General features: G+C 68.8%; 21 protein-coding genes. 15 read left to right on the top strand and 6 right to left on the bottom strand.

What is annotated here, in order from left to right; all coding sequences use genetic code 11:
* The first annotated feature begins 73 nt into the window (after positions 1–73).
* The 3 genes from AC1RLW_RS30015 to AC1RLW_RS30005 are packed head-to-tail and all read left to right on the top strand — an operon-like array spanning position 74 to position 6,863.
* Positions 74–4,861 carry a CapA family protein gene (locus AC1RLW_RS30015; RefSeq protein ID WP_493196104.1) on the top strand — a complete coding sequence of 1,596 codons (4,788 nt, stop codon included), beginning with the start codon at positions 74–76 and terminating at the stop codon, positions 4,859–4,861.
* A complete protein-coding gene (locus AC1RLW_RS30010) occupies positions 4,858–5,808 on the top strand; it encodes an alpha/beta hydrolase family protein (protein WP_493196103.1) in 951 nt (316 codons plus the stop codon). The genes AC1RLW_RS30015 and AC1RLW_RS30010 overlap by 4 nt, the downstream gene beginning before the upstream one ends.
* The gene (locus AC1RLW_RS30005) at positions 5,805–6,863 is read left to right on the top strand and encodes an aldose epimerase family protein (RefSeq protein ID WP_493196102.1); all 1,059 of its coding nucleotides are present in this window, start codon (positions 5,805–5,807) and stop codon (positions 6,861–6,863) included. The genes AC1RLW_RS30010 and AC1RLW_RS30005 overlap by 4 nt, the downstream gene beginning before the upstream one ends.
* A gap of 7 nt (positions 6,864–6,870) precedes the next feature.
* Here the strand turns inward: AC1RLW_RS30005 and AC1RLW_RS30000 are convergent, their stop codons facing one another.
* Positions 6,871–7,116, bottom strand: coding sequence for a DUF2798 domain-containing protein (locus tag AC1RLW_RS30000; protein WP_070060049.1), 246 nt, complete (start codon positions 7,114–7,116; stop codon positions 6,871–6,873).
* Positions 7,117–7,350: 234 nt separating this feature from the next.
* Between AC1RLW_RS30000 and AC1RLW_RS29995 the strand changes: the two genes are divergently transcribed.
* Positions 7,351–8,265, top strand: coding sequence for a LysR family transcriptional regulator (locus AC1RLW_RS29995; RefSeq protein ID WP_493196101.1), 915 nt, complete (start codon positions 7,351–7,353; stop codon positions 8,263–8,265).
* Here the strand turns inward: AC1RLW_RS29995 and AC1RLW_RS29990 are convergent.
* Entirely contained in the window at positions 8,262–9,206 is a 945-nt protein-coding gene (locus AC1RLW_RS29990; protein ID WP_493196100.1) for an SMP-30/gluconolactonase/LRE family protein, read from the bottom strand. The genes AC1RLW_RS29995 and AC1RLW_RS29990 overlap by 4 nt on opposite strands.
* Positions 9,207–9,314: 108 nt before the next feature.
* On the opposite strand from AC1RLW_RS29990, the gene AC1RLW_RS29985 reads away from it, so the two are divergent.
* Entirely contained in the window at positions 9,315–10,115 is an 801-nt protein-coding gene (locus AC1RLW_RS29985) for an SDR family NAD(P)-dependent oxidoreductase (RefSeq protein ID WP_493196099.1), read from the top strand.
* Here AC1RLW_RS29985 and AC1RLW_RS29980 read toward each other — a convergent pair whose 3' ends face one another.
* On the bottom strand, positions 10,116–11,075 hold the full coding sequence (locus AC1RLW_RS29980; protein WP_062480583.1) for a LysR family transcriptional regulator: 960 nt from the start codon (positions 11,073–11,075) through the stop codon (positions 10,116–10,118).
* Between the two features lie 147 nt (positions 11,076–11,222).
* Between AC1RLW_RS29980 and AC1RLW_RS29975 the strand changes: the two genes are divergently transcribed.
* Genes AC1RLW_RS29975 through AC1RLW_RS29930 form a run of 10 tightly spaced genes read left to right on the top strand, consistent with a single transcriptional unit; the run spans position 11,223 to position 23,766 of the window.
* Positions 11,223–12,677 carry an aldehyde dehydrogenase family protein gene (locus tag AC1RLW_RS29975; protein WP_307695533.1) on the top strand — a complete coding sequence of 485 codons (1,455 nt, stop codon included), beginning with the start codon at positions 11,223–11,225 and terminating at the stop codon, positions 12,675–12,677.
* Between the two features lie 37 nt (positions 12,678–12,714).
* Positions 12,715–13,680: an ABC transporter substrate-binding protein gene (locus tag AC1RLW_RS29970; protein ID WP_159278503.1), complete on the top strand. Its 966-nt coding sequence runs from the start codon at positions 12,715–12,717 to the stop codon at positions 13,678–13,680.
* A 12-nt stretch (positions 13,681–13,692) separates the two neighbouring features.
* Complete coding sequence (chvE, locus tag AC1RLW_RS29965) at positions 13,693–14,763, top strand: multiple monosaccharide ABC transporter substrate-binding protein (protein WP_493196098.1); 1,071 nt, start codon at positions 13,693–13,695, stop codon at positions 14,761–14,763.
* 32 nt (positions 14,764–14,795) lie between these two features.
* Positions 14,796–16,322 carry a multiple monosaccharide ABC transporter ATP-binding protein gene (gene mmsA, locus AC1RLW_RS29960; RefSeq protein WP_493196136.1) on the top strand — a complete coding sequence of 509 codons (1,527 nt, stop codon included), beginning with the start codon at positions 14,796–14,798 and terminating at the stop codon, positions 16,320–16,322.
* On the top strand, positions 16,309–17,517 hold the full coding sequence (gene mmsB, locus AC1RLW_RS29955; protein ID WP_493196097.1) for a multiple monosaccharide ABC transporter permease: 1,209 nt from the start codon (positions 16,309–16,311) through the stop codon (positions 17,515–17,517). Before mmsA ends, mmsB begins: the two co-directional genes overlap by 14 nt.
* A gap of 4 nt (positions 17,518–17,521) precedes the next feature.
* Positions 17,522–19,042 carry a sugar ABC transporter ATP-binding protein gene (locus AC1RLW_RS29950; protein WP_493196096.1) on the top strand — a complete coding sequence of 507 codons (1,521 nt, stop codon included), beginning with the start codon at positions 17,522–17,524 and terminating at the stop codon, positions 19,040–19,042.
* Complete coding sequence (locus tag AC1RLW_RS29945; RefSeq protein ID WP_493196094.1) at positions 19,039–20,073, top strand: ABC transporter permease; 1,035 nt, start codon at positions 19,039–19,041, stop codon at positions 20,071–20,073. The genes AC1RLW_RS29950 and AC1RLW_RS29945 overlap by 4 nt, the downstream gene beginning before the upstream one ends.
* Positions 20,070–21,092 carry a galactofuranose ABC transporter, permease protein YjfF gene (gene yjfF / locus AC1RLW_RS29940; protein WP_493196093.1) on the top strand — a complete coding sequence of 341 codons (1,023 nt, stop codon included), beginning with the start codon at positions 20,070–20,072 and terminating at the stop codon, positions 21,090–21,092. The genes AC1RLW_RS29945 and yjfF overlap by 4 nt, the downstream gene beginning before the upstream one ends.
* Positions 21,093–21,102: 10 nt before the next feature.
* On the top strand, positions 21,103–22,839 hold the full coding sequence (locus tag AC1RLW_RS29935; protein ID WP_493196091.1) for an IlvD/Edd family dehydratase: 1,737 nt from the start codon (positions 21,103–21,105) through the stop codon (positions 22,837–22,839).
* Between the two features lie 9 nt (positions 22,840–22,848).
* Positions 22,849–23,766, top strand: coding sequence for a dihydrodipicolinate synthase family protein (locus AC1RLW_RS29930; RefSeq protein WP_492742335.1), 918 nt, complete (start codon positions 22,849–22,851; stop codon positions 23,764–23,766).
* Between the two features lie 48 nt (positions 23,767–23,814).
* Here AC1RLW_RS29930 and AC1RLW_RS29925 read toward each other — a convergent pair whose 3' ends face one another.
* From AC1RLW_RS29925 to AC1RLW_RS29915, 3 genes are all read right to left on the bottom strand, one after another.
* Positions 23,815–24,084 carry a hypothetical protein gene (locus AC1RLW_RS29925; protein ID WP_062480564.1) on the bottom strand — a complete coding sequence of 90 codons (270 nt, stop codon included), beginning with the start codon at positions 24,082–24,084 and terminating at the stop codon, positions 23,815–23,817.
* Between the two features lie 148 nt (positions 24,085–24,232).
* Entirely contained in the window at positions 24,233–24,724 is a 492-nt protein-coding gene (locus AC1RLW_RS29920; RefSeq protein ID WP_493196090.1) for a hypothetical protein, read from the bottom strand.
* A gap of 47 nt (positions 24,725–24,771) precedes the next feature.
* Entirely contained in the window at positions 24,772–25,188 is a 417-nt protein-coding gene (locus tag AC1RLW_RS29915; protein ID WP_095743684.1) for a hypothetical protein, read from the bottom strand.
* Positions 25,189–25,280 lie beyond the last annotated feature (92 nt).

Here is a 25,280-nt window from a genome sequence, read left to right as displayed (position 1 = left end):
TGACCCGGGTCCGACGCCGCCCCGGATTTCCGCAGTGGCAGGCCGCGCCGTGGCCTGTCATCATTCGCGGCGCATGACTCACCAAGCTCCCGTCCCCCTCGCCGATCTGTTGAACCGCGCCAGGCAGGCCCTGGCCACCCCGGACGGGGCGCTGCCCCCGGCCCCGCCCGCCACCGACGAGGCCGGCTGCGTGGTGTTCCTCGCGATGGGCGAGGGCGAAAGCCGCGCCCGCGTCGTCATGGGCCGCGGCCCCGACACCGAGGCCGCGTGGCAGGCCGCGGCCGAGGCGCTGGCGGTGAAGGCGAAGCGCGCCGAGCGGCCCGCGCAACGGCTGCGCGCGGAGATCGTCGAGCACGCCACGCCCATGACCTGGGGCGAACTGAAGGCGCGGCTGGCGCAGACCAAGCGCAACTACTTCAACGAAGGCATCGCGCTCGACGCGCGCTTCGAGACCGCGCTGCTCGCGCAGGAGATGCACGGCAGCGCCGTGCTCTACAACGGCACGGTCGACCACGCGGAGCCCAACAACGGCAACCTGCGCACGCACACCAAGCGCCGCTTCGGCGACGAGCGCGACTTTCCCACCGACGACGCCGTGCCCGTGTGGTGCTTCACCACGTGCGCCGTGTACGTCGATGCCGAGGGCGCCTGGCCGCTCACGGCCGAAGGACAGGCCGCGGGCTTTCGCACGCTCACCGACTGGAACGCGGCGCAGGTGCGCGCGCTGGTCGATTCGGCGAGCGACTACCTGGCCGAGCAGGTCAAGCCCACGGGCGAGTTCCACTACGGCTGGTTCCCCTGCTTCGACCGCGCGATTCCCACCTACAACACGCTGCGCCACGCCAGCTCCACCTACGCCATGCTCGAAGGCTGGGAGCTCACGCGCAGCGACGTGCAGAAGGCCGCCATCGACCGCGCGCTGGCCTTCCTGAGCCAGCGCCTCATCCGCCGCGCCACGCTGGCCGACGGCACGCAGGCCGCGTTCCTGGTCGACATCGGCAACGAGATCAAGCTCGGCGGCAACGCCGTGTGCCTGCTGGCGCTGGTGAAGTACACCGAGCTCACCGGCGATGCGCAGTACCAGCCGCTGATGGAGCAGCTGGCGCTGGGCATCCGCTCCATGCAGGACCCCGAGACCGGCCGCTTCGTGCACGTGCTCAACCACCCGGGGCTCGACGTGAAGGAGCCGTACCGCATCATTTACTACGACGGCGAGGCGGCCTTCGGGCTGATGCGGCTGTACGGCCTCACGCGCGACGCGCGCTGGCTCGCGGTGGTCGAGAAGGCCTTCGAGCATTTCATCGCCGCGGGCCACTGGCGCGCGCACGACCACTGGCTGAGCTACTGCGTCAACGAACTCACGCGCTTCAAGCCCGAAACGCGCTACTACCAGTTCGGCCTGCAGAACATGGCGGGCCACCTGGACTTCGTGCTGGAGCGCATCACCACCTTCCCCACGCTGCTCGAGCTGATGATGGCCGCGCGCGAGATGGTGCTGCGGCTGGAAGCCGACCCGGCGCTGCGCCCGCTGCTTGCGGGGCTGGATCGCCACAAGTTCGACCGCGCGCTGGAGCACCGCGCGCGCTACCTCGCCAACGGCCACTTCTGGCCCGAGCTGGCGATGTTCTTCCGCCATCCCGACCGCATCGCGGGCTCGTTCTTCATCAAGCACCACAGCTTCCGCGTGCGCATCGACGACGTGGAGCACTACCTGTCGGGCTACGTGGCCTACCACCGGCTGCTCGAGGCGCGCGAGGCGCAGCAGCAGAGCGCGCAGCTCACGCAGGCCACGGCCGAGCCGGCCGCACTGCGCGGTGCCGAGGGCATCGTGCTGTGGGGCGGCGACGTCAACCTGGGCCGGCGCCAGCACTACCGCATGCACGACCTCGGCGGCCCCGCCCGCATGCTCGGCGACATCGCCGCGCTGCGCGAGGCCGACCTGCGCATCGTGAACCTCGAATGCGTGGTCGCCACCACGGGTGAGCAGGGCGTCGAGAAGGACGAGGGTGGCCCTTATTACTACCGTGCGCGGCCCGAGATGCTCGCGGTGCTGACCGAGGCCGGCATCGACATGGTCGCCACGGCCAACAACCACAGCGGCGATTACGGCCCCGAGGCGCTGCTGGAGCAGCACGGGCTGCTCAACGCCGCCGCCATCGCCTTCGCAGGCACCGGGCCTGATCTCGACGCGGCGCTGCGCCCCGCTTTCCGCCAGGCCGGTGGGCTGCGCGTGGCGCTGTTCTCGCTCGACGCCACGCAGCCGCGCTTCGCCGCCACCGCGCAGCGCCCCGGCGCGGCCTGGCTGTCGCTCGACGACCCGGCGGCATGGCGCGCCACGCTCGCGCCGCGCATCGCCGCCGCGCGCCATGAAGCCGACGTGGTGCTGGTGGCCGTGCATTGGGGCGAGAACCTGGAGACCGCGCCCTCGCGCGCCGAGATCGCCGTCGGCCATGCCATCGTCGAAGCCGGCGCCGACGCGGTGCTCGGCACCTCGGCCCACGTGCTGCAGGGCATCGAGGTCTACCAGGGCCGGCCGATCCTGCACGACGCGGGCGACCTGCTGTTCGACGCCATCCGCAACGACCTCGCGGACTCCGGCGTGTTCTCGCTGCGCCTGGGACCGCACGGCGTGGAAGAGGTGGTGTTCACGCCGGTGGGCGTGGGCTTCGGTTTCTCGCAGCAGCTCGCGGGCGAGGCGGCGCAGGCCGCGAGCGCGCGCTTTGCCGAGCTGTGCCGCGCGCTCGGCACCGAGATGACGGCGCGGCCCGACGGGCGTTGCGCGCTGCAGCTGTCGCCGCCCGAACGCACCGCGCCGGCCGGGCGCCCGCCGCTGGCGCCGCTGTCGGCGTCGCGCCCGCCCGCGCTGGTCGGCCCCGTGCTCGCGGCCCGGCCCGAGTGGTCGGTCGATGCCGTGCCCGAGGACGCCAGGATTCGCCCGCTGCAGTTCGGCCCGCTGCGCCTCGTGGGCATCCGCCTCGCGCCGACGCAGATCATCGGGCGGCGCCTGCTGTGGGTCGAGTCGTTCTGGACTGCCGATGCGCCCGTGAGCGCCGACCTGCGCGTGCAGTTCCGCGCGCTGCCGATGCGCAGCACCACCATGCCGGCCTGGGGCGAGGCCATGGACCACGACCCCTGCGACTGGATGTGGCCCACCAGCCGCTGGACGCCGGGGCGCATCTACCGCGACCGCTACGGCCTGCGCGCGCCGCGCCTGGGCCTGCTCGAGAACGACGTGCTGCAGATCGAGGTGCGCGTGCGCGGCAGCGTGCCCGACCTGCCGGGCGCGCGCCGGCTGCCCGTGTGGTGCGGCCTGCGCGTGCCGAAGTTTCCGACGCCGCTGCCCGAGCGCCCGGCGCCCGTGCTCGCGGCGCTGCGCCCCGGCGCCCCGGCGCAGCCGTCGCCCGTGTGGACCGCCGACGAGCTGCAGCGCGTGGTCGGCGGGCAGTGGCTGGTGTCGCCGCCGCCGGGCTGGTTCGTCAACGCGGTGGTGCGCGGGCCGACGCACATGGCGCGGCTGCCGAAGCCGGCGCTGTTCATTGCATCGGACTACCGCACGCTCGCCAAACACGAGAACTACAGCAAGCCGCGCGCCGACAACCCCGACCGCCACGAAGACGTGCCCGTGCTGCAGCACGCGCTCGCGGGCGCCGTGGTCGCGCACCCGGTGGACGGGCTCGACCCGTCGTTCCCGCTGCTGCAGGTGGACGACCCGATCCGCGCCATGATCGAGCTGGGCGTGGCCGCGCGTGCGCGCTTCCAGGGCCGCGTGGTGGGCGTGACCGGCACGGTCGGCAAGTCGTCCACCATCGCCATGCTGCGCGACCTGCTGCCCGAGGCGGCGCGCGTGCACACCACCATCGACAACTACAACTCGCGCGTGGGCGTGCCGGCGATGCTGGCCAACCTCGCGGCCGACGCCGACGTGTGCGTGCTCGAGATGGCGCAGAGCGCGCTGTGGATGGACCGCGGCCCGATCTCGCTCGTGGCGCGCCCGCACGTGGCCATCCTCACCGAGATCGGCCTGTCGCAGACCCGCCAGACCGCCACGCTCGAGCAGACGGCCGAGTTCAAGTCGCGCATCTTCCTCGGGCTGGAGCCCGGTGGCGTGGCCATCGTGCCTGACCACATCCCCTGCCTGCTGCAGGTGGTGCGGGCGGCCGCGCGCACGGCGGGCGCCATCTGGGTCGTGGGCAGCAGCCCCGACGCCAACATCCGCATCGTCGACACGCGGCCCGAGCCCGACGGCGGCTGCCGCGTGCGCATCGCGCTGCCGGGTCGCACGGTCGAGTACCTGTTCCCGATCGCGAGCGCCGGGCTGGTGCGCAATTCGGCGCTGGCCTTTGCGGCGCTGCTGGCGCTGGGCTTCGACGCCGAGGCCGCGTGCGCGCGCATGCCCTTCGTGCGCCTGCCGGCCTCGGTGATGCAGCTGCGCCCGCTGCGCACGCAGGGCGGCGTGCAGGCCACGCTGATCGACGACAGCTGGAACGCCGAGGTCATGTCGATGCGCAACGCGATGGAGTTCGTGCGCACCTGCCAGCATGCGGCGCACGGGCCGGTGACGCGCAAGATCGGCGTGCTCGGGCGCATCATCAACCTCGACAAGGAAGCCGAAGCGATGCACCGCAGCCTCGCCGCGCCGCTGCTGGCCTCGGGCATCCAGCACCTCGTGACGCACGGCGCCGAGATGCGCTGGCTGCGCGAGGAGGTGCCGGCCGAGCTGCTCGGCCCGCACTTCGAAGACGCGGCACAGCTCACCGGCTACCTCGGCGAGTTCCTGCGCGATGGCGACCTGGTGCTGGTGAAGGGCGACCGCCAGCAGTCGGACTTCGGCCTCATCTCCGAACTGTTGCAGAAGCTATGACCCCGAGCGCGCGCCTGGCCTGTGTGCTCCTTGCCCTCGTGCAGACGGCCTGCGCGCAGCGTGCCGATGCGCCGAAGGCCGCGGTGCCGCGCGAGCCGGCGGCCTCCGCGTCGGCCGAGGGCGCACTGCTGCACTGGAACCAGCCCGCCGTGCGCGCCAACTGCCCCGACCGCCCGGGCTTTCTCTGGGTGCTGGCGGTCGAGGGGCCGTCGTGCATCCGCTACTTCGCCAGCCGCGACATCGACGACGCGCGCATCGCCATCGTGCAGTTCTCGGGCGACCGCGACAGCGTGATGAACCTGTCGCCCACGCGCATCCCCGGCAACACCGAACCGCTGCGCACGCTCGACGCGCAGGCCGCGAGCGACCGCGCGGGCATGCCGTGGATCTTCATGGCGCGCCCCGGCACCTACGGCTCGTCGGGCGACCACCGCCGGCGGCGCGAGGCGGTGGAGTTCCATGCGCTCGATGCGGCCCTGGAGGCGCTGATGCAGCGCCACCGGCTGCAGCGCGTGGTGCTCTTCGGCCACAGCGGCGGCGCCACGGCCGGCGCCGCGCTGCTCACGCTCGGGCGCACGCGCGTGGCCTGCGCGGTGCTCACCTCGGGCGCCTTCGACCTGCTGGAGCGCGCGCGGCTGCTCGGCCGCTCGAAGAACGGACGCACCGACACCACGGGCAGCGCGCAGGTCTACGACCCGCTGGACCATGTGGCCGGCATCCCGCGCGACCCGCAGCGGCGCATCGTGCTCATCGGCAATCCCGGCGACCGCAACACGCCGTTCGCGCTGCAGCAGCGCTTTGCCGACGCGGTGGGCAAGGCGGGCCACCGCGTCGAGGTGATGACGCACGACGCCGAGCCACCGACCTTCCACGACCTGAAAGACCGCATCGGCCTGCGCACCGCATCGCAGTGCGCGCGCGAGGCGCTGCAGTCGCAAGCCCGATGATCGAACCCCTCACTTCGCGCCCCTTCGGCGCCATGCCCGACGGCCGGCCCGTCACCGAGTACACGCTCGACAATGGCCACGGCCTGCGCCTGAGCGCCATCAACCTCGGCGGCATCGTCACCGCGCTGCACGTGCCTGATCGGCAGGGGCGCAGCGCCAACGTGGTGCTTGGCTTGCCCTCGCTCGATGACTACCTGAAGCCGCACCCGCACTTCGGCACCATCGTCGGCCGCTACGCGAACCGCATCGCGGCGGGCCGCTTCACGCTCGATGGCACCGCTCACCAGCTGGGCCTGAACGACGGCGTGAACACGCTGCACGGCGGCGCCACGAGCTTCGGCAAGCGCTACTGGGAGATCGTGCCGGTGCCTCACGAACTCGCCCTCGAGCTGCGCTACACCAGCGCCGACGGCGAAGAGGGCTACCCCGGCGAGGTGCAGCTGACGGTGCGCTACACCTTGAGTGCCACGGCCAACACCTGGCGCATCGACTACCGCGCCACCACCGACCGGCCCACGGTGCTGAACCTGAGCCACCACGACTACTTCAACCTCGCCGGCAGCGGCTCGGTGATGGACCATGTGCTGACGCTGCCCGCGAGCCGCTACTGCCCGGTCGATGCCACGCTCATTCCGCTCGGGCTGGGCGAGGTGGCCGGCACGCCTTTCGATTTCCGCACGCCGACACGCATCGGCGCGCGCATCCGCGAAGGGCACGAGCAGCTGCTGCGCGCGCATGGCTACGACCACAACTGGGTTCTCGACGGCGATCGCAGCGGTACCGGGCTGGCCCTGGCCGCACGCCTCGCCCACGAAGTCTCGGGCCGCGTGATGGACGTGCACACCACCGAGCCCGGCGTGCAGTTCTATTCGGGCAACTTCCTCGACGGCAGCCTGCTCGGCAGCGCGGGCGCGAGCCTGCGCCAGGGCGACGGCCTGTGCCTGGAGACGCAGCACTTTCCCGATGCGCCGAACCGACCGGAATTTGCATCGACCGTGCTGCGCCCCGGCGAGGTGTTCGCCAGCGCGACCGAGCACCGCTTCGGCATCGGCTGACCACGGATCAGCGCTGCGGGCTCTGCACCGTCGCCGCGACGATCCGGCGCACCACCGGCAGCACCACGAGCAGCGAGGGAAACGCGGCCAGCCATGACACGCCCCATGCGGCCATCCACATCTGGAAGAGGCCCGAGGCCAGCCCCACGCTCTTGAGCGTGGAGATGCCCGCCACGATGCACGACATGAAGATCGACAGCAGGAAGGGCATGGCGATGCCCGCATAACGGGCCGGCAGTTTTCGGGTGGTCATGATGGGGCAAGCTCCTGGATGTAGGGGGTCAAGGTGCGCGGACGAGGTTGCAGCCCATCTGTGCCGTCGGCGCCGACCACCCGCACGGTGGGTCTGTGTCGTTGTTTCATGGAATGATTCCTTCGTTTTTTGGCAATGCGGCCTGCGACCGCGAGGCCTCGAAGATACGAACGGCAGGCGCCATCGGGAATCCACGCGCGCCGCCATAGACCTTCATCCAGACCGAGAGAATCCATGGACCAGATTCAGGACATCCGGGCCTTCGTGGCCATCGTCGACCACGGCAGCCAGAGCGCGGCGGCACGGCACCTGGGGCGCTCGGTGCAGTCGATCAGCCGCTCGCTGAGCGTGCTCGAGCGCAGCCTCGGCGTGCAACTCCTTCGCCGCACCACTCGGCAGTCGTCGGTCACCGAAGTGGGGTTGGCCTACCACCGGCGCGTGCGGGCCGCGCTGGCGGAGTTCGATGCGGCGGCCGTCGAGGCCAGCAGCCAGCTCGACTCGCCACGGGGGCTGCTGCGCGTGGCCGCGCCGGTGCAGTTCGCGCCGGCCTTCGTGGTGCCGCTGATCGGCGCGTTCATGCAGCGCTACCCGGACATGGAGGTCGAGCTCACGGCCTCCGACCGTTTCGTGGACCTGATCGAAGGCGAGCTGGACCTGGCCATCCGCATCGGCGAACTGCCCGATTCCGAACTGGCGGCCAAGCCGCTCGGCGAGCTGCGGCTGGTGGTGTTCGGCTCGCCGGCGTACTTCGCGCGCCACGGGCGGCCGCAGCGGCCCGAAGACCTGGCCGACCACCAGTGCGTGGTGCGCACCACGCACGGCAGCGACGCGCACTGGCCCTTCACGGTCGACGGCACGCTGCAGCGCGTCAAGGTGACGGGGCGCTTCCGGGCCGACAACACCGCCGCGATCTATGCGGCCGTGCTGAGCGGGCTGGGCTTGTTCTTCACGCCGCTGTGGCAGATCCGCGACCTGCTCGACAGCGGGCAGGCCGAACTGGTGCTGACCGAGTTCGAGTCGCCGAGGATTCCGGTCCACGCGGTGTGGCCTTCATCCCGTGGCAGCTTCGCGCGGGCCAGGCTGTTCGCCGATTTCGCGGCGGCGCACCTGCCGTCGCTGCAGCCGCGCGAGGGGCCCGGGGCGGCCTAGCCCGCGAACAGCGCCGCCGGCACGCCCGGGCTGTCGATGCGCACCGAGAAGAGCCCACCGGCCAGTGGTTCGCTCTGCAGCTGTGCTTCGGTGCGGCTGTTGCGCGCCGTCGTGATGTAGAGCGTCTGCATGTCTGCACCGCCGAAGGCGCAGTCGGTCACGTTGCTCGCGGGCAGCGCGATGCGGCACAGCTCGGCGGCGCTCACCGGGTCGTGGCAGGTGACGCAGGCGCCGTCCCAGTGCGCGATCCACAGGCGGCCGGCCGCGTCGGTGGTCATGCCGTCGGGCAGGCCGTCGCCCTTCGGGAAGCGGTGCCACACGCGCTTGTTCGACACTGCGCCGGCTTCCATGTCGAAGTCGTAGGCGTACATCGTGTTGATCGCGGTGTTGTTGAAGTACATGGTGCGGCCGTCGCCCGACCACGTCGGCCCGTTGGTCACCTCGAAGCCGTCGTCGTGCCGCGTGCAGTGGCCGTCGGCGTCGAAGCGGTAGAGCGCGCCGGTGGGCGCCTTGCAGTCGAAGTCCATGCTGCCGGCCCAGAAGCGGCCGCGGCTGTCGCACTTGCCGTCGTTGAAGCGGTTGCCGGTGCGCTCGGGCTCGGGCTGGTGCAGGTAGCGCGGCTTCGTGGTGTCGCCGGGTGCGGTGGTGTCGAACAGCGCGAAGCCGCGGCGCAGCGTGAGGAACAGGCCCGGCGCCGACGCGCGCTCGGAAATCGCGGTGATCTCTTCGTCGAAGTGCCAGGTGCGCTGCGCGCCCGTGGCCGGGTCGTAGCGAAACAGGCGGGGCTGGAGGATGTCGATCCAGTACAGCGCCTGCTCGCGCACCGACCACAGCGTGCCTTCGCCGAGGTCGGCGGCGGCCGGCCAGAGGCATTCGGGCGTGCCGAGCACGCGGGGCGCTGCGAGCGGCGAAGAAGGGGCGCTTGTCTCTTGCATGTTCATTTGTTCTTTCTGTAGGTCATGTCGCCTTGACGCGGCGGATCGTATCAAGGCATATTGATAATAGAAATTGAAAATAACTGCATCGATTGATATTTATTTTGCAATGTCATGAGATGCCCCCTGGAGACCTTTTCCTTGAATTCCCCTCAGCTTTCCATCCATCCCAGCCTGAAGGGCCGCACCGTGTTCGTCACCGGCGGCGGCAGCGGCATCGGCGCGGCCATCGTCGCTGCTTTCGCAGCGCAGGGCGCGCGCGTGGCCTTTGTCGATATTGCAGAAGCTGCCAGCGCGGCGCTCGCCGCGCAGATCGCCGAAGCCGGCCACGCCGCGCCGTGGTGGCGCGCCTGCGACGTGCGCGACATCGGCGCGCTGCAGCAGGCCGTGGCCGATGCGGCCGCCGAGCTCGGCGACTTCGCGGTGCTGGTCAACAACGTGGCCAGCGACGACCGCCACACGCTCGCATCGGTCACGCCCGACTACTACGACAACCGCATGGCCATCAACGAGCGGCCCGCGCTGTTCGCGATCCAGTCGGTGGTGCCGGGCATGAAACGCCTGGGCTTCGGCTCGGTGATCAACCTCGGCTCCACGGGCTGGCAGACCAAGGGCTCGGGCTACCCCTGCTACGCGATCGCCAAGTCGTCGGTGAACGGCCTCACGCGCGGGCTCGCGGTGGAGCTGGGCAAGGATCGCATCCGCATCAACACCGTGTCGCCCGGCTGGGTGATGACCGAGCGGCAGGTGGCACTGTGGCTCGACGAGGAGGGCGAGAAGGCGCTGCACCGCAACCAGTGCCTGCCCGACAAGCTGATGCCGGAAGACATCGCGCGCATGGTGCTGTTCCTCGCATCGGACGACGCGAAGATGTGCACCGCGCAGGAGTTCACGGTCGACGCGGGCTGGACCTGATCAGTCCATCTCGAGTTTGCGTCCGTAGACGCTCATGCTCGCCGTCTTCAGCGCCTTCATCATCACCTTCGCGGCGGGCGACAGCAGCCGGTCGGTGCGCGTGATGATGCCGAAGGCGTCCATGTGGCAGGGCATGTCCAGCGGCAGCAGCGACACGATGCCGTGCGCCGCGTAGTAGCGCGCCACGTCGGTCGCCAGCACCGCGACCATGTCGCTTTGCTGCAGCATGCGCGTGATGAACAGCAGCGCCGGGCTTTCGATGATGTTGCCCGGCGGTGCCAGGCCTTCCTCCTGGAACATCAGCTCGAAGCGGTGGCGCAGCACGCTGCCCGCGGGCGGCACGATCCAGCCGGCGCCCACCACGTCGCGCAGCGTGAGGCCGCTCACGCCCAGCAGCGGATGGCCGGGGCGCACCAGCGCGCACACGGGTTCCTCGGTGAGCGCCTCGTAGCGCAGCTGCGACTTGTCGTGCTCGGCGAACAGCCGCGCCACGAGGATGTCGAGCTTGCCCTGCTCGAGCCGCTCGAGCAGCACCGGGCTGGTCTCGATCTCCAGTGACACGCGCAGGTCGGGCTGCTCGCGCTTGACCATCGCCACGGCCGGCGGCATCAGCGTGAGGCCCGGCGCGGTGATGGCGCCCACGTTCACCTGGCCGAGGCGCCCGGCCTTCAGCGCCGTGAGCTCGTCGTGCGCCTGGTTCAGGCTGGCCAGCGCCACGCGGGCGTGGCGGATCATGGTCTCGCCGTACCAGGTGGGGCGCATGCCGCGCGGCAGGCGCTCGAACAGCGGCACCTCGAGCACGTCTTCCAGGTCCTTCAGCAATTTCGACGCGGCGGGCTGCGTCATGTTGAGCACCTGCGCCGCGCGGTGGATGTTGCCTTCCTCGGCCAGCGCCACCAGCAACAGCAGTTGGCGGGTCTTGAGGCGGGCGCGGATGAACCAGTGGTTGTAGGTGTTCATGAAGAGGGTGCGAACGAAGGTCTGACGGGGTTTTCCAGAATCCATCGATTGATATGCATTTTGTCTAAAAAACGATTGGATCGATATCGAAATCGTTTCTAGACTTCCGCCCCAGTCCCATAACAACAGAGACAAGGCAACGCCACGGTGATCCACGGCGAGCTTCGGCAGAGCGTGCGCCAGTACATCAACGGCCGCTGGGAAACCAGCGCGACCACCGGTGTCAGCGTCAATCCTTCCGACACCAGCGAAGTGGTGGCCGAGTACGCACGTGCCGACCGGCGCCAGGTCGAGCTGGCGATCCGCGCGGCCAGCGAAGCCTTCGTGCACTGGAGCCACAGCACGCCGCAGCGGCGCGCCGACGTGCTCGACCGCATCGGCGCCGAGCTGCTGGCCCGCAAGGACGAGCTGGGCCTGCTGCTGGCGCGCGAGGTCGGCAAGACGCTGCCCGAGGCCGTGGCCGAGGTGGCGCGCGCCGGCCAGATCTTCAAGTTCTTCGCGGGCGAGGCCCTGCGCGGCGGCGGTGGCGAGAACGTGGCCTCGGTGCGCGCCGGCGTGCAGGTCGACGTGACGCGCGAGCCGGTCGGCGTGGTGGGCCTCATCACGCCGTGGAACACGCCCTTCGCGGTGCCGGCCTCCAAGATCGCCGCGGCGCTGGCGCACGGCAACAGCGTGGTCTTCAAGCCGGCCGAGCTGGTGCCGGCCTGCGGCTGGGCGCTCACAGACATCATCGGCCGCGCCACGCTGCCGGCCGGCGTGTTCAACCTCGTGATGGGCAGCGGCCGCGAAGCGGGCCAGGCGCTGGTCGACAGCCCGCTGGTCGATGCGCTGAGCTTCACCGGCTCGGCCGCCAACGGCGAGCGCGTGCTGCAGGCAGCCGCCGCACGGCGCGCCAAGGTGCAGCTGGAGATGGGCGGCAAGAACGCGCTGGTGGTGCTGGCCGATGCCGACCTGGACCGCGCCGTCGACTGCGCGGTGCAGGGCGCCTACTTTTCCAACGGCCAGCGCTGCACCGCGTCGAGCCGCCTCATCGTCGAAGCCGCCGTGCACGACGCCTTCGTGGCGCAGCTGCGCCAGCGGTTGAAGACACTGAAGATCGGCCACGCGCTGGAACGCGGCATCGACATCGGCCCCGTGGCCGACGAAGAGCGGCTGGCGCAGAACCTCGCGTGGATCGACATCGCGCGCGAAGAGGGCGCAGAGCACGTGTGGGGCGGCGAGGCGCTGCAGCGCGCCACCGCCGGCCACTACATGAGCCCCGCGCTCTTCCTGGCCCAACCCGAACACCGCATCGCACGCGAAGAGATCTTCGGGCCGCTGGCCTGCGTGCTGCGCGCCGGCGACTACGACGAAGCGCTCGCGCTGTGCAACGACACGCCCTTCGGCCTGTGCGCAGGCATCTGCACCAATTCGCTCAAGCACGCGATGCACTTCAGGCGCCATGCCGTGGTCGGCATGACGATGGTCAATCTGCCGACCGCGGGGGTGGACTTTCATGTGCCCTTCGGCGGCCGCAAGGGGTCGGGCTACGGGCCGCGCGAACAAGGGCGCCACGCCGCGGAGTTCTACACGACGGTGAAGACCGGCTACATGCTGGCCTGACCGAACACATCACAGACTCATCAAGAAGGAGACAACCATGACCATGAATCGCCGCACCCTCAACACCGCGCTCGCCGCCGCAGCCCTGGGCAGCATGCTGCCCGTGTCCGCCCTCGCGCAGAAGAAACTCGTGCTCGGCTTCGCGCAGGTGGGCGCCGAGAGCGAATGGCGCACCGCCAACACCGAGTCGATCAAGTCCTCGGCCAAGGAGGCGGGCATCGAGCTCAAGTTCTCCGACGCGCAGCAGAAGCAGGAAAACCAGATCAAGGCCATCCGCTCGTACATCGCGCAGAAGGTCGACGTGATCGCGTTCTCGCCCGTGGTCGAGTCGGGCTGGGAAACCGTGCTGCGCGAAGCCAAGGCCGCCAAGATCCCGGTCGTGCTGACCGACCGCTCCGTGAACACCAAGGACGACTCGCTCTACGTGACCTTCATGGGCTCCGACTTCACCGAGGAAGGCCGCAAGGCCGGCCGCTGGCTGGTCGAGAAGATGAAGGACCAGAAGGGTGACGTGAACATCGTCGAGCTGCAGGGCACCGTGGGTTCGGCCCCCGCCATCGACCGCAAGAAGGGCTTCGAGGAAATCATCAAGGCCGACCCGAAGTTCAAGATCACCCGCTCGCAGACCGGCGACTTCACGCGCGCCAAGGGCAAGGAGGTGATGGAAGCCTTCCTCAAGGCCGAGGGCAAGAAGATCAACGTGCTCTACGCGCACAACGACGACATGGCCATCGGCGCGATCCAGGCGATCGAAGAGGCCGGCATGAAGCCCGCGAAGGACATCACCATCATCTCGATCGACGGGGTGAAGGGCGCCTTCGAAGCGATGATCGCCGGCAAGCTCAACGTGTCGGTGGAATGCAGCCCGCTGCTCGGGCCGCAGCTCATGAGCGCGGTGAAGGACATCAAGGCCGGCAAGACGCTGCCCAAGCGCATCGTCACGGAAGAAGGCATCTTCCCCATGGAAGTCGCCGCCAAAGAGTTTCCGAACCGCAAGTACTGAGGACCGACCGACATGAAACGCAACTTCCTCAAGGCCTCGCTCGCGGGCCTGGCCTTCGCCGTCGTCGGCTTTACGCCGCTGGCCCATGCGCAGGACAAGGGCCTCATCGCCATCTCGATGCCCACCAAGTCATCGGCACGCTGGATCGCCGACGGCGCCAACATGGTCAAGTACTTCAAGGACAAGGGCTACAAGACCGACCTGCAGTACGCGGACGACGACATCCCGAACCAGCTCGCGCAGATCGAGAACATGGTGACCAAGGGATCGAAGGTGCTGGTCATCGCGGCCATCGACGGCACCACGCTGTCCGACGTGCTGCAGAAGGCCGCTGACAAGGGCGTGAAGGTCATCGCCTACGACCGGCTCATCAAGGGATCGAAGAACGTCGACTACTACGCCACCTTCGACAACTTCCAGGTCGGCGTGCTGCAGGCACAGTCCATCGAGGCGGCGCTGGGCCTGAAGGGCGGCAAGGGTCCGTTCAACATCGAGCTGTTCGGCGGCTCGCCCGACGACAACAACGCCTTCTTCTTCTACAACGGCGCGATGTCGGTGCTCGACCCGTACATCAAGAGCGGCAAGCTCGTGGTGCGCAGCAAGCAGATGGGCATGGACAAGGTCGGCACGCTGCGCTGGGACGGCGCGGTGGCGCAGGCGCGCATGGACAACCTGCTGTCGGCCTACTACACGAAGGACCGCGTGGATGCGGTGCTGTCGCCCTACGACGGCCTCTCCATCGGCATCCTGTCGTCGCTCAAGGGCGTGGGCTACGGCTCGGGTTCGCAGGCGATGCCGATCGTGTCGGGCCAGGACGCCGAGGTGCCGTCGGTCAAGTCGATCCTGCGCAAGGAGCAAAGCTCCACCGTGTTCAAGGACACGCGCGAGCTGGCCAAGGTGACGGTGGCCATGGTCGACGCCATGCTCTCGGGCAAGGCGCCCGAGGTGAACGACACCAAGACCTACAACAACGGCATCAAGGTCGTGCCCTCGTACCTGCTCAAGCCGGTGAGCGTGGACGGCTCCAACTGGAAGCAGGTGCTGGTGGACAGCGGCTACTACAAGGAAAGCCAGGTCAAGTGAGCCCGACCGGCGAAGCGCGCACGATCCTCGAGATGCGCGGGATCACCAAGACGTTCCCGGGCGTGAAGGCCCTGAGCAACGTCAACCTCGCCGTGCGCGCGGGGGAGATCCACGCGGTGGTCGGCGAGAACGGCGCGGGCAAGTCGACGCTCATGAAGGTCTTGAGCGGCGTCTACCCGTGCGACTCGTACACCGGCGAGATCCATTTCGAGGGCGAGCTGCGCCGCTTCAAGGGCATCGCCGACAGCGAGAAGCTGGGCATCATCATCATCCACCAGGAGCTGGCGCTGGTGCCGCTGCTGTCGATTGCCGAGAACATCTTCCTGGGCAACGAGATCGCCAGCGGCGGCGTGATCGACTGGTTCGCCGCCTACGCGAAGACGCGCGAGCTGCTCGCCAAGGTGGGCCTGAAGGAGCCGCCCACCACGCTGGTGACCGACCTGGGCGTGGGCAAGCAGCAGCTGGTGGAAATCGCCAAGGCGCTGGCGAAAGAGGTGAAGCTCCTGATCCTCGACGAGCCCACCGCGAGCCTGAACGAGAACGACAGCGATGCGCTGCTCGCGCTGCTGCTCGAACTGAAGCGCCAGGGCATCGCGTCGATCCTCATCTCGCACAAGCTCAACGAGATCGCCAAGGTGGCCGATTCCATCACCGTGCTGCGCGACGGCGCGACGGTGGAGACGATGGACTGCCGCAGCGCGCCGATCAGCGAAGACCGCATCATCCGCGGCATGGTGGGCCGTGACATGGAACACCGCTATCCGCAGCGTTCGCCGAAGATCGGCGAGACGGTGCTGGAGGTGCGCGACTGGCGCGTGCACCACGCGCTGCATGCCGACCGCGAGCAGATCAAGGGCGTGAACCTGCAGGTGCGCCAGGGCGAGATCGTCGGCATCGCGGGTCTCATGGGCGCGGGGCGCACCGAGCTCGCGATGAGCGTGTTCGGCAAGTCGTACGGCCAGCGCATCAGCGGCTCGGTGCTGATGCACGGCAAGCCCGTGGACGTGAGCACCGTGCGCAAGGCCATCGACCACGGCATTGCCTACGTCACCGAAGATCGCAAGGGTCTCGGGCTGGTGCTGGAGGAAGGCATCCGCAAGAACATCAGCCTCGCGAACCTCGACGCGATCTCCGAACGCGCGGTGATCGACGACGGCCGCGAGTTCAAGGTGGCCAACGACTTCAGGAAGGCGCTGAACATCCGCTGTTCGGGCGTCGAGCAGCTGGTGGTCAACCTGTCGGGCGGCAACCAGCAGAAGGTGGTGCTGAGCAAGTGGCTCTTCACCAAACCCGAGCTGCTGATATTGGACGAACCCACGCGCGGCATCGACGTGGGCGCCAAGTACGAGATCTACACCATCATCGACCAGCTCGCGAGCGAGGGCAAAGGCATTCTCATGATTTCTTCCGAACTGCCCGAGCTGCTGGGCATGTGCGACCGCATCTACGTGATGAACGAGGGGCGCTTCGTGGCCGAGTTCACCGCGGCCGAGGCGTCGCAGGAGCGCATCATGCATGCGATCGTGAGCGCAGGGAGCACCGTCCATGTCGCAGCCTGAAGCCAACGCGGTGCAAGGCGCCGCACCCGCCGCCACCCCGAAGCTCCATGTGGGCTTCCTGAAGAACAACCTGCGCGAATACGGCATGCTGATCTCGCTGGTCGCGATCATGGTGCTGTTCCAGGTGCTGACCGACGGCACGCTCTTGCGCCCGCTGAACCTCACCAACCTGCTGCTGCAGAACAGCTACGTCGTCATCATGGCGCTGGGCATGCTGCTGGTGATCGTGGCGGGGCACATCGACCTGTCGGTGGGTTCGGTCTGCGGCTTCGTCGGCGCGCTCGCGGCGGTGCTGATGGTGGAGTACGAGTGGCACTTCGTGCCGACCGCGATCATCAGCATCGCGGCAGGTGCCGTCATCGGCGCCGCGCAGGGCTGGTTCGTCGCGTTCCGAAAGATTCCGTCGTTCATCGTCACGCTCGCGGGCATGCTGGTGTTCAAGGGGCTCACGCTGGCACTGCTGGCCGGGCAATCGGTGGGGCCGTTTCCGGTGGAGTTCCAGCGCCTGAGTTCGGGCTTCATTCCCGATCCGCTCGGCGGCGACACGGTGCGCACCACCTCGCTGATCGTGGGTGCGCTGGCGGCCGCGGCGCTGGTGTTCTTCAAGCTGCGCGGGCGCGCCAAGCTCAAGGCGCACGGCATGGAGCAGGAGCCGTACGCCTTCTTCCTCGTGAAAAACCTGTTCTTCGCGGCGATCATTCTTTTCTTCAGCTACCTTCTCTCCACCTACAAGGGCCTGCCCAACGTGCTGGTGGTGATGGCGGTGCTGATCGTGGTGTACGACTTCGTCACCAACCGCACCACCATCGGCCGGCGCATCTATGCGCTGGGCGGCAACGAGAAGGCCGCGCGGCTGTCGGGCGTGAAGACGCAGCGGCTCGCGTTCCTCACCTTCGTGAACATGGGCGCGCTGGCCGCGTTGGCGGGGCTCGTGTTCGCGGCGCGGCTCAACACGGCCACGCCCAAGGCGGGCCTCGGTTTCGAGCTCGATGTGATTGCTGCCTGCTTCATCGGCGGCGCCTCGGCCTCGGGTGGCGTGGGCCGCGTGATGGGCGCGGTGATCGGCGCCTTCATCATGGGCGTGATGAACAACGGCATGTCGATCCTGGGCATCGGCATCGACTACCAGCAGGTCATCAAGGGGCTGGTGCTGCTGGCCGCGGTGTTCATCGACGTCTACAACAAGAACAAGTGAACGCATGACCGACAGCGGCGTCACCCCCGTGCTGGAGTTGCGGGGCATCCACAAGCAGTTCGCCGGCATCCCGGTGCTCAACGGCGTGCAGCTCAAGCTCTACCCGGGCGAGATCCACGCGCTCATGGGGCAGAACGGCGCGGGCAAGTCCACGCTCATCAAGGTGCTCACGGGCGTGTTGCCGTCCAGTGGCGGCGAGATGTTCCTGGGTGGCGAAGCCATCCGGCCCGGCTCGCCGCTGGAGGCGCAGAAGCTGGGCATCAGCACGGTCTACCAGGAGGTGAACCTGTGCCCGAACCTCTCGGTGGCGGAGAACGTGTTCGCGGGGCGCTATCCGCGCTGCGGCGCGCTGCAGGGCTTTCGCATCGACTGGGCCGCGGTGAACCGCCGGGCTTCGGAGCTGCTGGCGCGCATCGGGCTCGACATCGACGTGACGCGGCTCTTATCGAGCTATTCGGTCGCGGTGCAGCAGATGGTGGCGATCGCACGGGCGCTCGGCGTGTCGTCGAAAGTGCTGATCCTCGACGAGCCGACGTCGAGCCTCGATGACGACGAAGTGGAAAAGCTGTTCGAGGTGCTGCGGCGCTTGCGCGGCGAGGGCCTTGCCATCGTCTTCGTGACGCACTTCCTGAACCAGATGTACGCGGTGTCCGACCGCATCACCGTGCTGCGCAACGGCAACTGGGTGGGCGAATGGAAGGCTGCGGACCTCGGCCCGCAGGCGCTGATCGCGGCGATGCTGGGTCGCGAGTTGGCTGCGCAGTCGGCACGACCCGCCGCGCTGCCCGCGTTCGATGAAGCGGCGCCCGCGCTGCTGCAATCCGAAGGACTGGGGCAGGCCGGGCAGTTGCAGGCGACCGATCTGCGCGTGCGTGCCGGCGAGGTCGTCGGCATCGCCGGCCTGCTCGGCGCGGGCCGCACCGAACTCGCGCGCCTGCTGTTCGGCCTCGAATCGCCCGACCGTGGTGTGCTGAAAATCGACGGCCGCTCCGTCAGCTTTTCGAATCCCGCCGACGCGATCCGCGAAGGCCTTGCGCTGTGCCCCGAAGAGCGCAAGACCGACGGCATCGTGGCCGAGCTGTCGGTGCGCGAGAACATCGCGCTCGCCCTGCAGGCCCGCCTGGGCACGCGGAAATTTCTCTCGCACGCGGAGCAGACCGCGATGGCCGAGCGCTTCGTCGCCTCGCTGGGCATCAAGACCGCGAGCGTCGAAACCCCCATCGGCCTGCTCTCGGGCGGCAACCAGCAGAAAGCCATGATCGCGCGCTGGCTCGCGACCGAGCCGCGCCTGCTGATCCTGGACGAGCCCACGCGCGGCATCGACGTGGCGGCCAAGCAGGAAATCATGGAAGAGATCCTGCGGCTCGCGCGCGCCGGCATGGCGGTGATCTTCATCTCGTCGGAGATGAGCGAAGTGGTGCGTGTGGCGCATCGCATCGTGGTGCTGCGCGACCGGCAGAAGGTGGGCGAACTGCCGGGTGGTTCGACCGAAGACGAGGTCTACGAAATGATCGCAGCAGCATGAACCGCCTCTCGTCCCTCATGAGCCACCGGCTCGCCTGGCCGGTCATCACGCTGCTGTTGCTGCTCGCCATCAACACCGCGTTCAACGCGAGCTTCCTGCACCTCGAATGGCGCGAAGGCCATCTCTACGGCAGCCTGATCGACATCGTGAACCGCGCGGCGCCGCTGGTGCTGGTCTCGCTCGGCATGACGCTGGTGATCGCCACGCGCGGCATCGACATCTCGGTGGGCGCGGTGGTGGCCATCGCGGCGGCGGTCGCGGCCTGGATGATCGGCGGCTCGGTGTCCAGCGACGTGAGCCGCTTCCCGATGCCGCTCGCGATCCTCGCGGCGCTCGGTGTCGCGCTGCTGTGCGGCCTGTGGAACGGGTTGCTGGTCGCCAAGGTCGGCATGCAGCCGATCATCGCGACGCTGATCCTCATGGTGGCGGGGCGCGGCATCGCGCAGCTGGTCGCGGACGGGCAGATCATCACGATCTACTACAAGCCCTTCTTCTTCCTCGGCAGCGGCTACCTGCTGGGGCTGCCGTTCTCGCTGTTCATCGTGGCGGCGGTGTTCGCGCTGCTGTACCTGGCGATCACGCGCACGGCGCTCGGCCTGTTCATCCAGGCGGTGGGCATCAACCCGACGGCCGCGCGCGTGGCGGGCATCCAGGCGCGGCGGCTGGTCGTCGGTGCGTATGCGTTCTGCGGCGTGTGCGCGGGCGTGGCGGGCCTGCTGATCAGCTCGAACGTGAAGAGCGCGGACGGCAACAACGCGGGCCAGCTGCTGGAGTTGGACGCGATCCTCGCGGTCACGCTCGGCGGCACGGCGCTCACGGGCGGGCGCTTCAGCCTCGTGGGCAGCGTGATCGGCGCGCTCATCATCCAGACGCTGACCTACGCGATCTATTCGCTGGGCGTGCCGCCGGAGATCAACCTCGTGGTGAAGGCGGTGGTGGTGTTCGTGGTGATGCTGATGCAGTCGCCGGAGTTCCGGGCGGAGGTTCGCACGCTGGTGCAGCGGCCGGTGCATGACGGGAGCAGGGCATGAGCGCGGTGATCGAGGCGGCGCCTGCTGCCCAGCCCACTCCCGCGCGCGGGAGCAAGGCAAGGCTCAATCCGAAGTACCTGCCGCTCACCGCGACCATCTCGCTGTTCGTGCTGATGGCGACGCTGGGCTCGGTGTTCTACGACGGCTTCTTCTCGGCGCAGGTGTTCCTCAACCTGCTGATCGACAACGCCTTCCTGATCGTCGTCGCGGTCGGCATGACCTTCGTGATCCTCTCGGGCGGCATCGACCTGTCGGTGGGCTCGGTGATCGCGCTCACGACGATGGTGTCGGCCTCGCTGGTCGAGAAGCACGGGTGGAGCCCGGCGGTGGTGATTCCGCTGGTGCTGGCGATGGGCACGGCCTTCGGCGCGTTCATGGGGCTGCTCATCGAGCGCTTCCGGCTGCAGCCTTTCATCGTCACGCTCGCGGGCATGTTCCTCGCGCGCGGGCTGTGCTACCTCATCAGCATCGACTCGATCAGCATCACGAACGCGTTCTATTCGGAGGTCTCGCAGATCCGCATTCCGATCTGGGGCGAGGCCTCGGTGTCGGTCAGCGCGGTGATCGCCATCGCCGTGCTGCTGGCTGCGATCTTCATTGCGCATTGCACGCCGTTCGGGCGCGCGGTGTATGCCATCGGCGGCAGCGAGCATTCGGCGATGCTCATGGGCCTGCCGGTGCGGCGCACGCTGGTGGGCGTGTACACGCTCTCGGGCTTCTGCTCGGCGCTCGCGGGCGTGATCTTCACCTTCTACATGCTCTCGGGCTACGGCCTGCATGCGCTCGGGCTGGAGCTCGACGCCATCGCGGCGGTGGTGATCGGCGGCACGCTGCTCACCGGCGGCGTGGGCTACGTGGCGGGCACGCTCTTCGGCGTGCTGATGCTCGGGATCATCCAGACGCTGATTTCCTTCGACGGCACGCTGAGCTCGTGGTGGACGCGCATCGTGGTCGGCGCGCTGCTCTTCGTGTTCTGCCTGCTCCAACGCTTCTTCACCTCGCGCGCCCCGCGCCGCTGACCATTTCCCCATGACAAAGAAACTGCGCTCGACCGAATGGTTCGGCTCCGCCGACAAGAACGGCTTCATGTACCGCAGCTGGATGAAGAACCAGGGCATCCCCGACCACGAGTTCGACGGCCGCCCCATCGTCGGCATCTGCAACACCTGGTCGGAACTCACGCCCTGCAACGCGCACTTCCGCAAGATCGCCGAGCACGTGAAGCGCGGCATCTCGGAGGCGGGTGGCTTCCCGGTGGAGTTCCCGGTGTTCTCGAACGGCGAATCGAACCTGCGGCCCACCGCGATGCTCACGCGCAACCTCGCGAGCATGGATGTGGAAGAGGCCATCCGCGGCAACCCGGTCGATGCGGTGGTGCTGCTCACGGGTTGCGACAAGACCACGCCGGCGCTGCTGATGGGCGCGGCCAGCTGCGACATCCCGGCCATCGTGGTCACGGGCGGGCCGATGCTCAACGGCAAGCTCGACGGCAAGGACATCGGCTCGGGCACGGCCGTGTGGCAGCTGCACGAATCGCTGAAGGCGGGCGAGATCAACCTGCACCAGTTCCTCTCGGCCGAGGGCGGCATGTCGCGCTCGGCGGGCACCTGCAACACGATGGGCACGGCCTCCACCATGGCCTGCATGGCCGAGGCGCTGGGCACCTCGCTGCCGCACAACGCGGCGATTCCGGCGGTCGACGCGCGGCGCTATGTGCTCGCGCAGATGTCGGGCGCGCGCGCGGTGCAGATGGCCAAGGACGGGCTCACGCTGTCGAAGATCCTCACGCGCGAGGCCTTCGAGAACGCGATCCGCGTGAACGCAGCCATCGGCGGATCGACCAACGCGGTGATCCACCTGAAGGCGATCGCGGGGCGCATCGGCGTCGAGCTCGAACTGGAAGATTGGACGCGCATCGGCAGCCACACGCCGACGATCGTCGACCTCATGCCCTCGGGGCGCTTCCTGATGGAAGAGTTCTATTACGCGGGCGGCCTGCCCGCCGTGCTGCGCCGCCTCGGCGAGCACGGACTGCTGCCGCACCCCGGCGCGCTCACCGTCAACGGCCAGTCGCTCTGGGACAACGTGCGCGAGGCGCCGAGCCTGAACGACGAGGTGATCCGCCCGCTCGACAACCCGCTGATCGCCGACGGCGGCATCCGCATCCTGCGCGGCAACCTGTCGCCGCGCGGCGCGGTACTCAAGCCCTCGGCCGCCACGCCCGAGCTGCTCAAGCACCGCGGCCGCGCCGTGGTGTTCGAGAACCTGGAGCACTACAAGGCGCGCATCGTCGATGAAGACCTCGACATCGACGCGAGCTGCGTGATGGTGCTGAAGAACTGCGGCCCCAAGGGCTACCCCGGCATGGCCGAGGTGGGCAACATGGGCCTGCCGCCGAAGCTGCTGCGCCAGGGCGTGAAGGACATGGTGCGCATCTCCGACGCGCGCATGAGCGGCACGGCGTACGGCACGGTGGTGCTGCATGTCGCACCCGAAGCCGCCGACGGCGGGCCGCTCGCGGCGGTGCGCGACGGCGACTGGATCGAGCTCGATTGCGATGCGGGGCGGCTGCACCTGGACATCAGCGACGAAGAGATGGCGTCGCGCCTGGCCTCGTTGTCCGCGTCCGATGCGCAGCCGATGAGCACGCGCGGCGGCGGCTACCAGAAGCTCTACGTGAACCACGTGCTGCAGGCCGACGAAGGCTGCGACTTCGATTTCCTGGTCGGCTGCAGAGGCTCGGCCGTTCCCCGTCACTCCCACTGATCACACGCCATGACCCCCCGATACCGCGGCATCTTCCCGGTGGTGCCCACCACCTTCACCGAACAGGGCGCGCTCGATCTCGAAAGCCAGAAGCGCTGCGTCGATTTCATGATCGACGCGGGCTCCGACGGGCTGTGCATCCTCGCGAATTTCTCCGAGCAGTTCGTGCTGTCCGACGAGGAGCGCGAGGTGCTCACGCGCACGATCCTCGAGCACGTGAAGGGCCGCGTGCCGGTGATCGTGACCACCACGCACTACAGCACCCAGGTCTGCGCCGAGCGCAGCCGCCGCGCGCAGGACATGGGGGCGGCGATGCTGATGGTGATGCCGCCGTACCACGGCGCGACCTTCCGCGTGCCCGAGCCGCAGATCTACGAGTTCTACGCGCGGCTCTCGGATGCGGTGACGATTCCGATCATGGTCCAGGACGCACCCGCGAGCGGCACGGTGCTGTCGGCGCCGTTCCTCGCACGCATGGCGAAGGAGATCGAGCAGGTCGCGTACTTCAAGATCGAGACGGCCGGCGCCGCGTCGAAGCTGCGCGAGCTGATCCGCCTGGGCGGCGATGCCATCGAAGGGCCGTGGGACGGCGAAGAAGCCATCACGCTGATGTCCGACCTCGATGCAGGCGCGACCGGTGCGATGACCGGCGGCGGCTACCCCGACGGCATCCGCCCGATCATCGAGGCGCACCGTTCAGGCGACCGCGACCAGGCCTTCGCGCTGTACCAGCGGTGGCTGCCGCTCATCAACTGCGAGAACCGCCAGGCGGGCCTGCTGGCTTGCAAGGCGCTCATGAAGGAAGGCGGCGTGATCGCCTGCGAGGCGCCGCGGCATCCGCTGCCCGCGCTGCATCCCGAGACGCGCGCCGGCCTCATCGAGACCGCGCGGCGGCTCGATCCGTTGGTGTTGCGCTGGGGGAAATGAAAAAGGCGGGCCCGGGTACGCCAGGTACCGGACCGCCATGGGACGGGCTCAGGAAGCGGCGCTGTTGCCCGCTTCGAGCTCGGTGACTTGCAGCGAGAGATCGAACAGCTTGGACTTGCTGGCGTAGTAGCGGTCCAGGCGCCACTCCTTCAGGATGTCCATCGCAAGCTGGAAGCTCTTGTAGTCGAGGCTGTAGAGCGTGATCAACTCGAAGCTGCGTTCGGCTTCGAGCGCCAGCACGAGTTGGGCAAGGATCTTGGCCGATTCGTTGGCCGGGTCCGTTTCAATGAATCGGCGAGCGACCTTGATGGCATTCATGGGAAAGTGTTCCTCGGTTGGCAGGGACCGGGAACTATAGCTAGCACATGCCTGTATTTTGTGACGATTTGATGACAAACGAGGGCATCGCCCGCGAACGTGTCGTCGGTGTTATCACCGAGGCGCATTCCGGGCGATGCGCACCGGGTCACTGCACCGGCACGGGGCGCGGCATGGGCATCGGCATCGGTTCCGCAGGCATCGGTGCCGGCATCGGGGCGGCCATCGGCGGCGGCAGCGTGGCGGCCGGTATGTTCACCACGCGGGTCGAGACCGATTCGCGGATCACGCCGCCACCCATCACGCTGCCATCGACATTGCTGCGGATGTTGCCTGCGCTGCCCAGCACGCGGGCCTCGCAGTCGGCACGCTCGGCCGGCGGCTGCAGGCCGCAGCGGGCCACGGCGTTGGCGCGGTAGTCGGGCGCGGAGGTGAGGCCGCCGCGCGCCGCGGCCTGGCGCGCGGCCCCGGCTTCGCGGATGCAGGCGGCACGGTCCTGCTGGTTGTGGCCGCAGACCGCAACCTCCTGCTGGTAGGTGCTGCCGCCGCCGTCGCCACGGGCGGCCGTGGCGATGGTGGTGGTGGCCAGCCCGCTGAGTGCGAGCAGGGCAAAGATCATCGAACGCGCATTGTCTGGCATGGTGTGCTCCTTGTTGGCGTATCGGGGTGAAGGCCGGCCTCGCTCGGTCAGCGCGCCGGCTGCACGGGCTGCGGCGGCAGCGGGGTGACGGTTTCGCGGATCACGCCGCCGCCCATCACGCTGCCTTCGGTGGAGGTGCGCGCACCGCCGCGGATGCGCGCTTCGCAATCGGCGCGGTCGGCCACGGGTTGTTCGCGGCAGCGTGCGAGTGCGTTGGCGTCTTCGCGTTCCGCACCGGGGGTGGTCAGGCCGTGGCGACCGGCTTCCTGGCGCGCGGCGCCGGCTTCGCGCAGGCAGGCCGCGCGATCCTGTTGCACGCCGTCACAGGTGGCGCGTTCCTTTTGCATCCGCGCATCGCTGCCGGGCGCCTGGGCCGAGGCCAGCGGCGCACAGGCCATGAAGAAGCCGCCGAACGCCACGAGGGCGGCGGTCGACACGGTGGAACGGAGGGAATGGGTCGTCATCGGGGCTCCTGGAAAGGCGCGCCGTGCGAGCGGACAAGAGGAAGACAAAAGCACGCAGGGCGCGACCGGTCCCCAGTGTGGGCCGGGCGCCC

The sequence above is a fragment of the Variovorax sp. GW822-FHT04A09 genome, from assembly GCF_058801005.1.
This window is presented reverse-complemented; position numbering and strand designations above follow the sequence as displayed.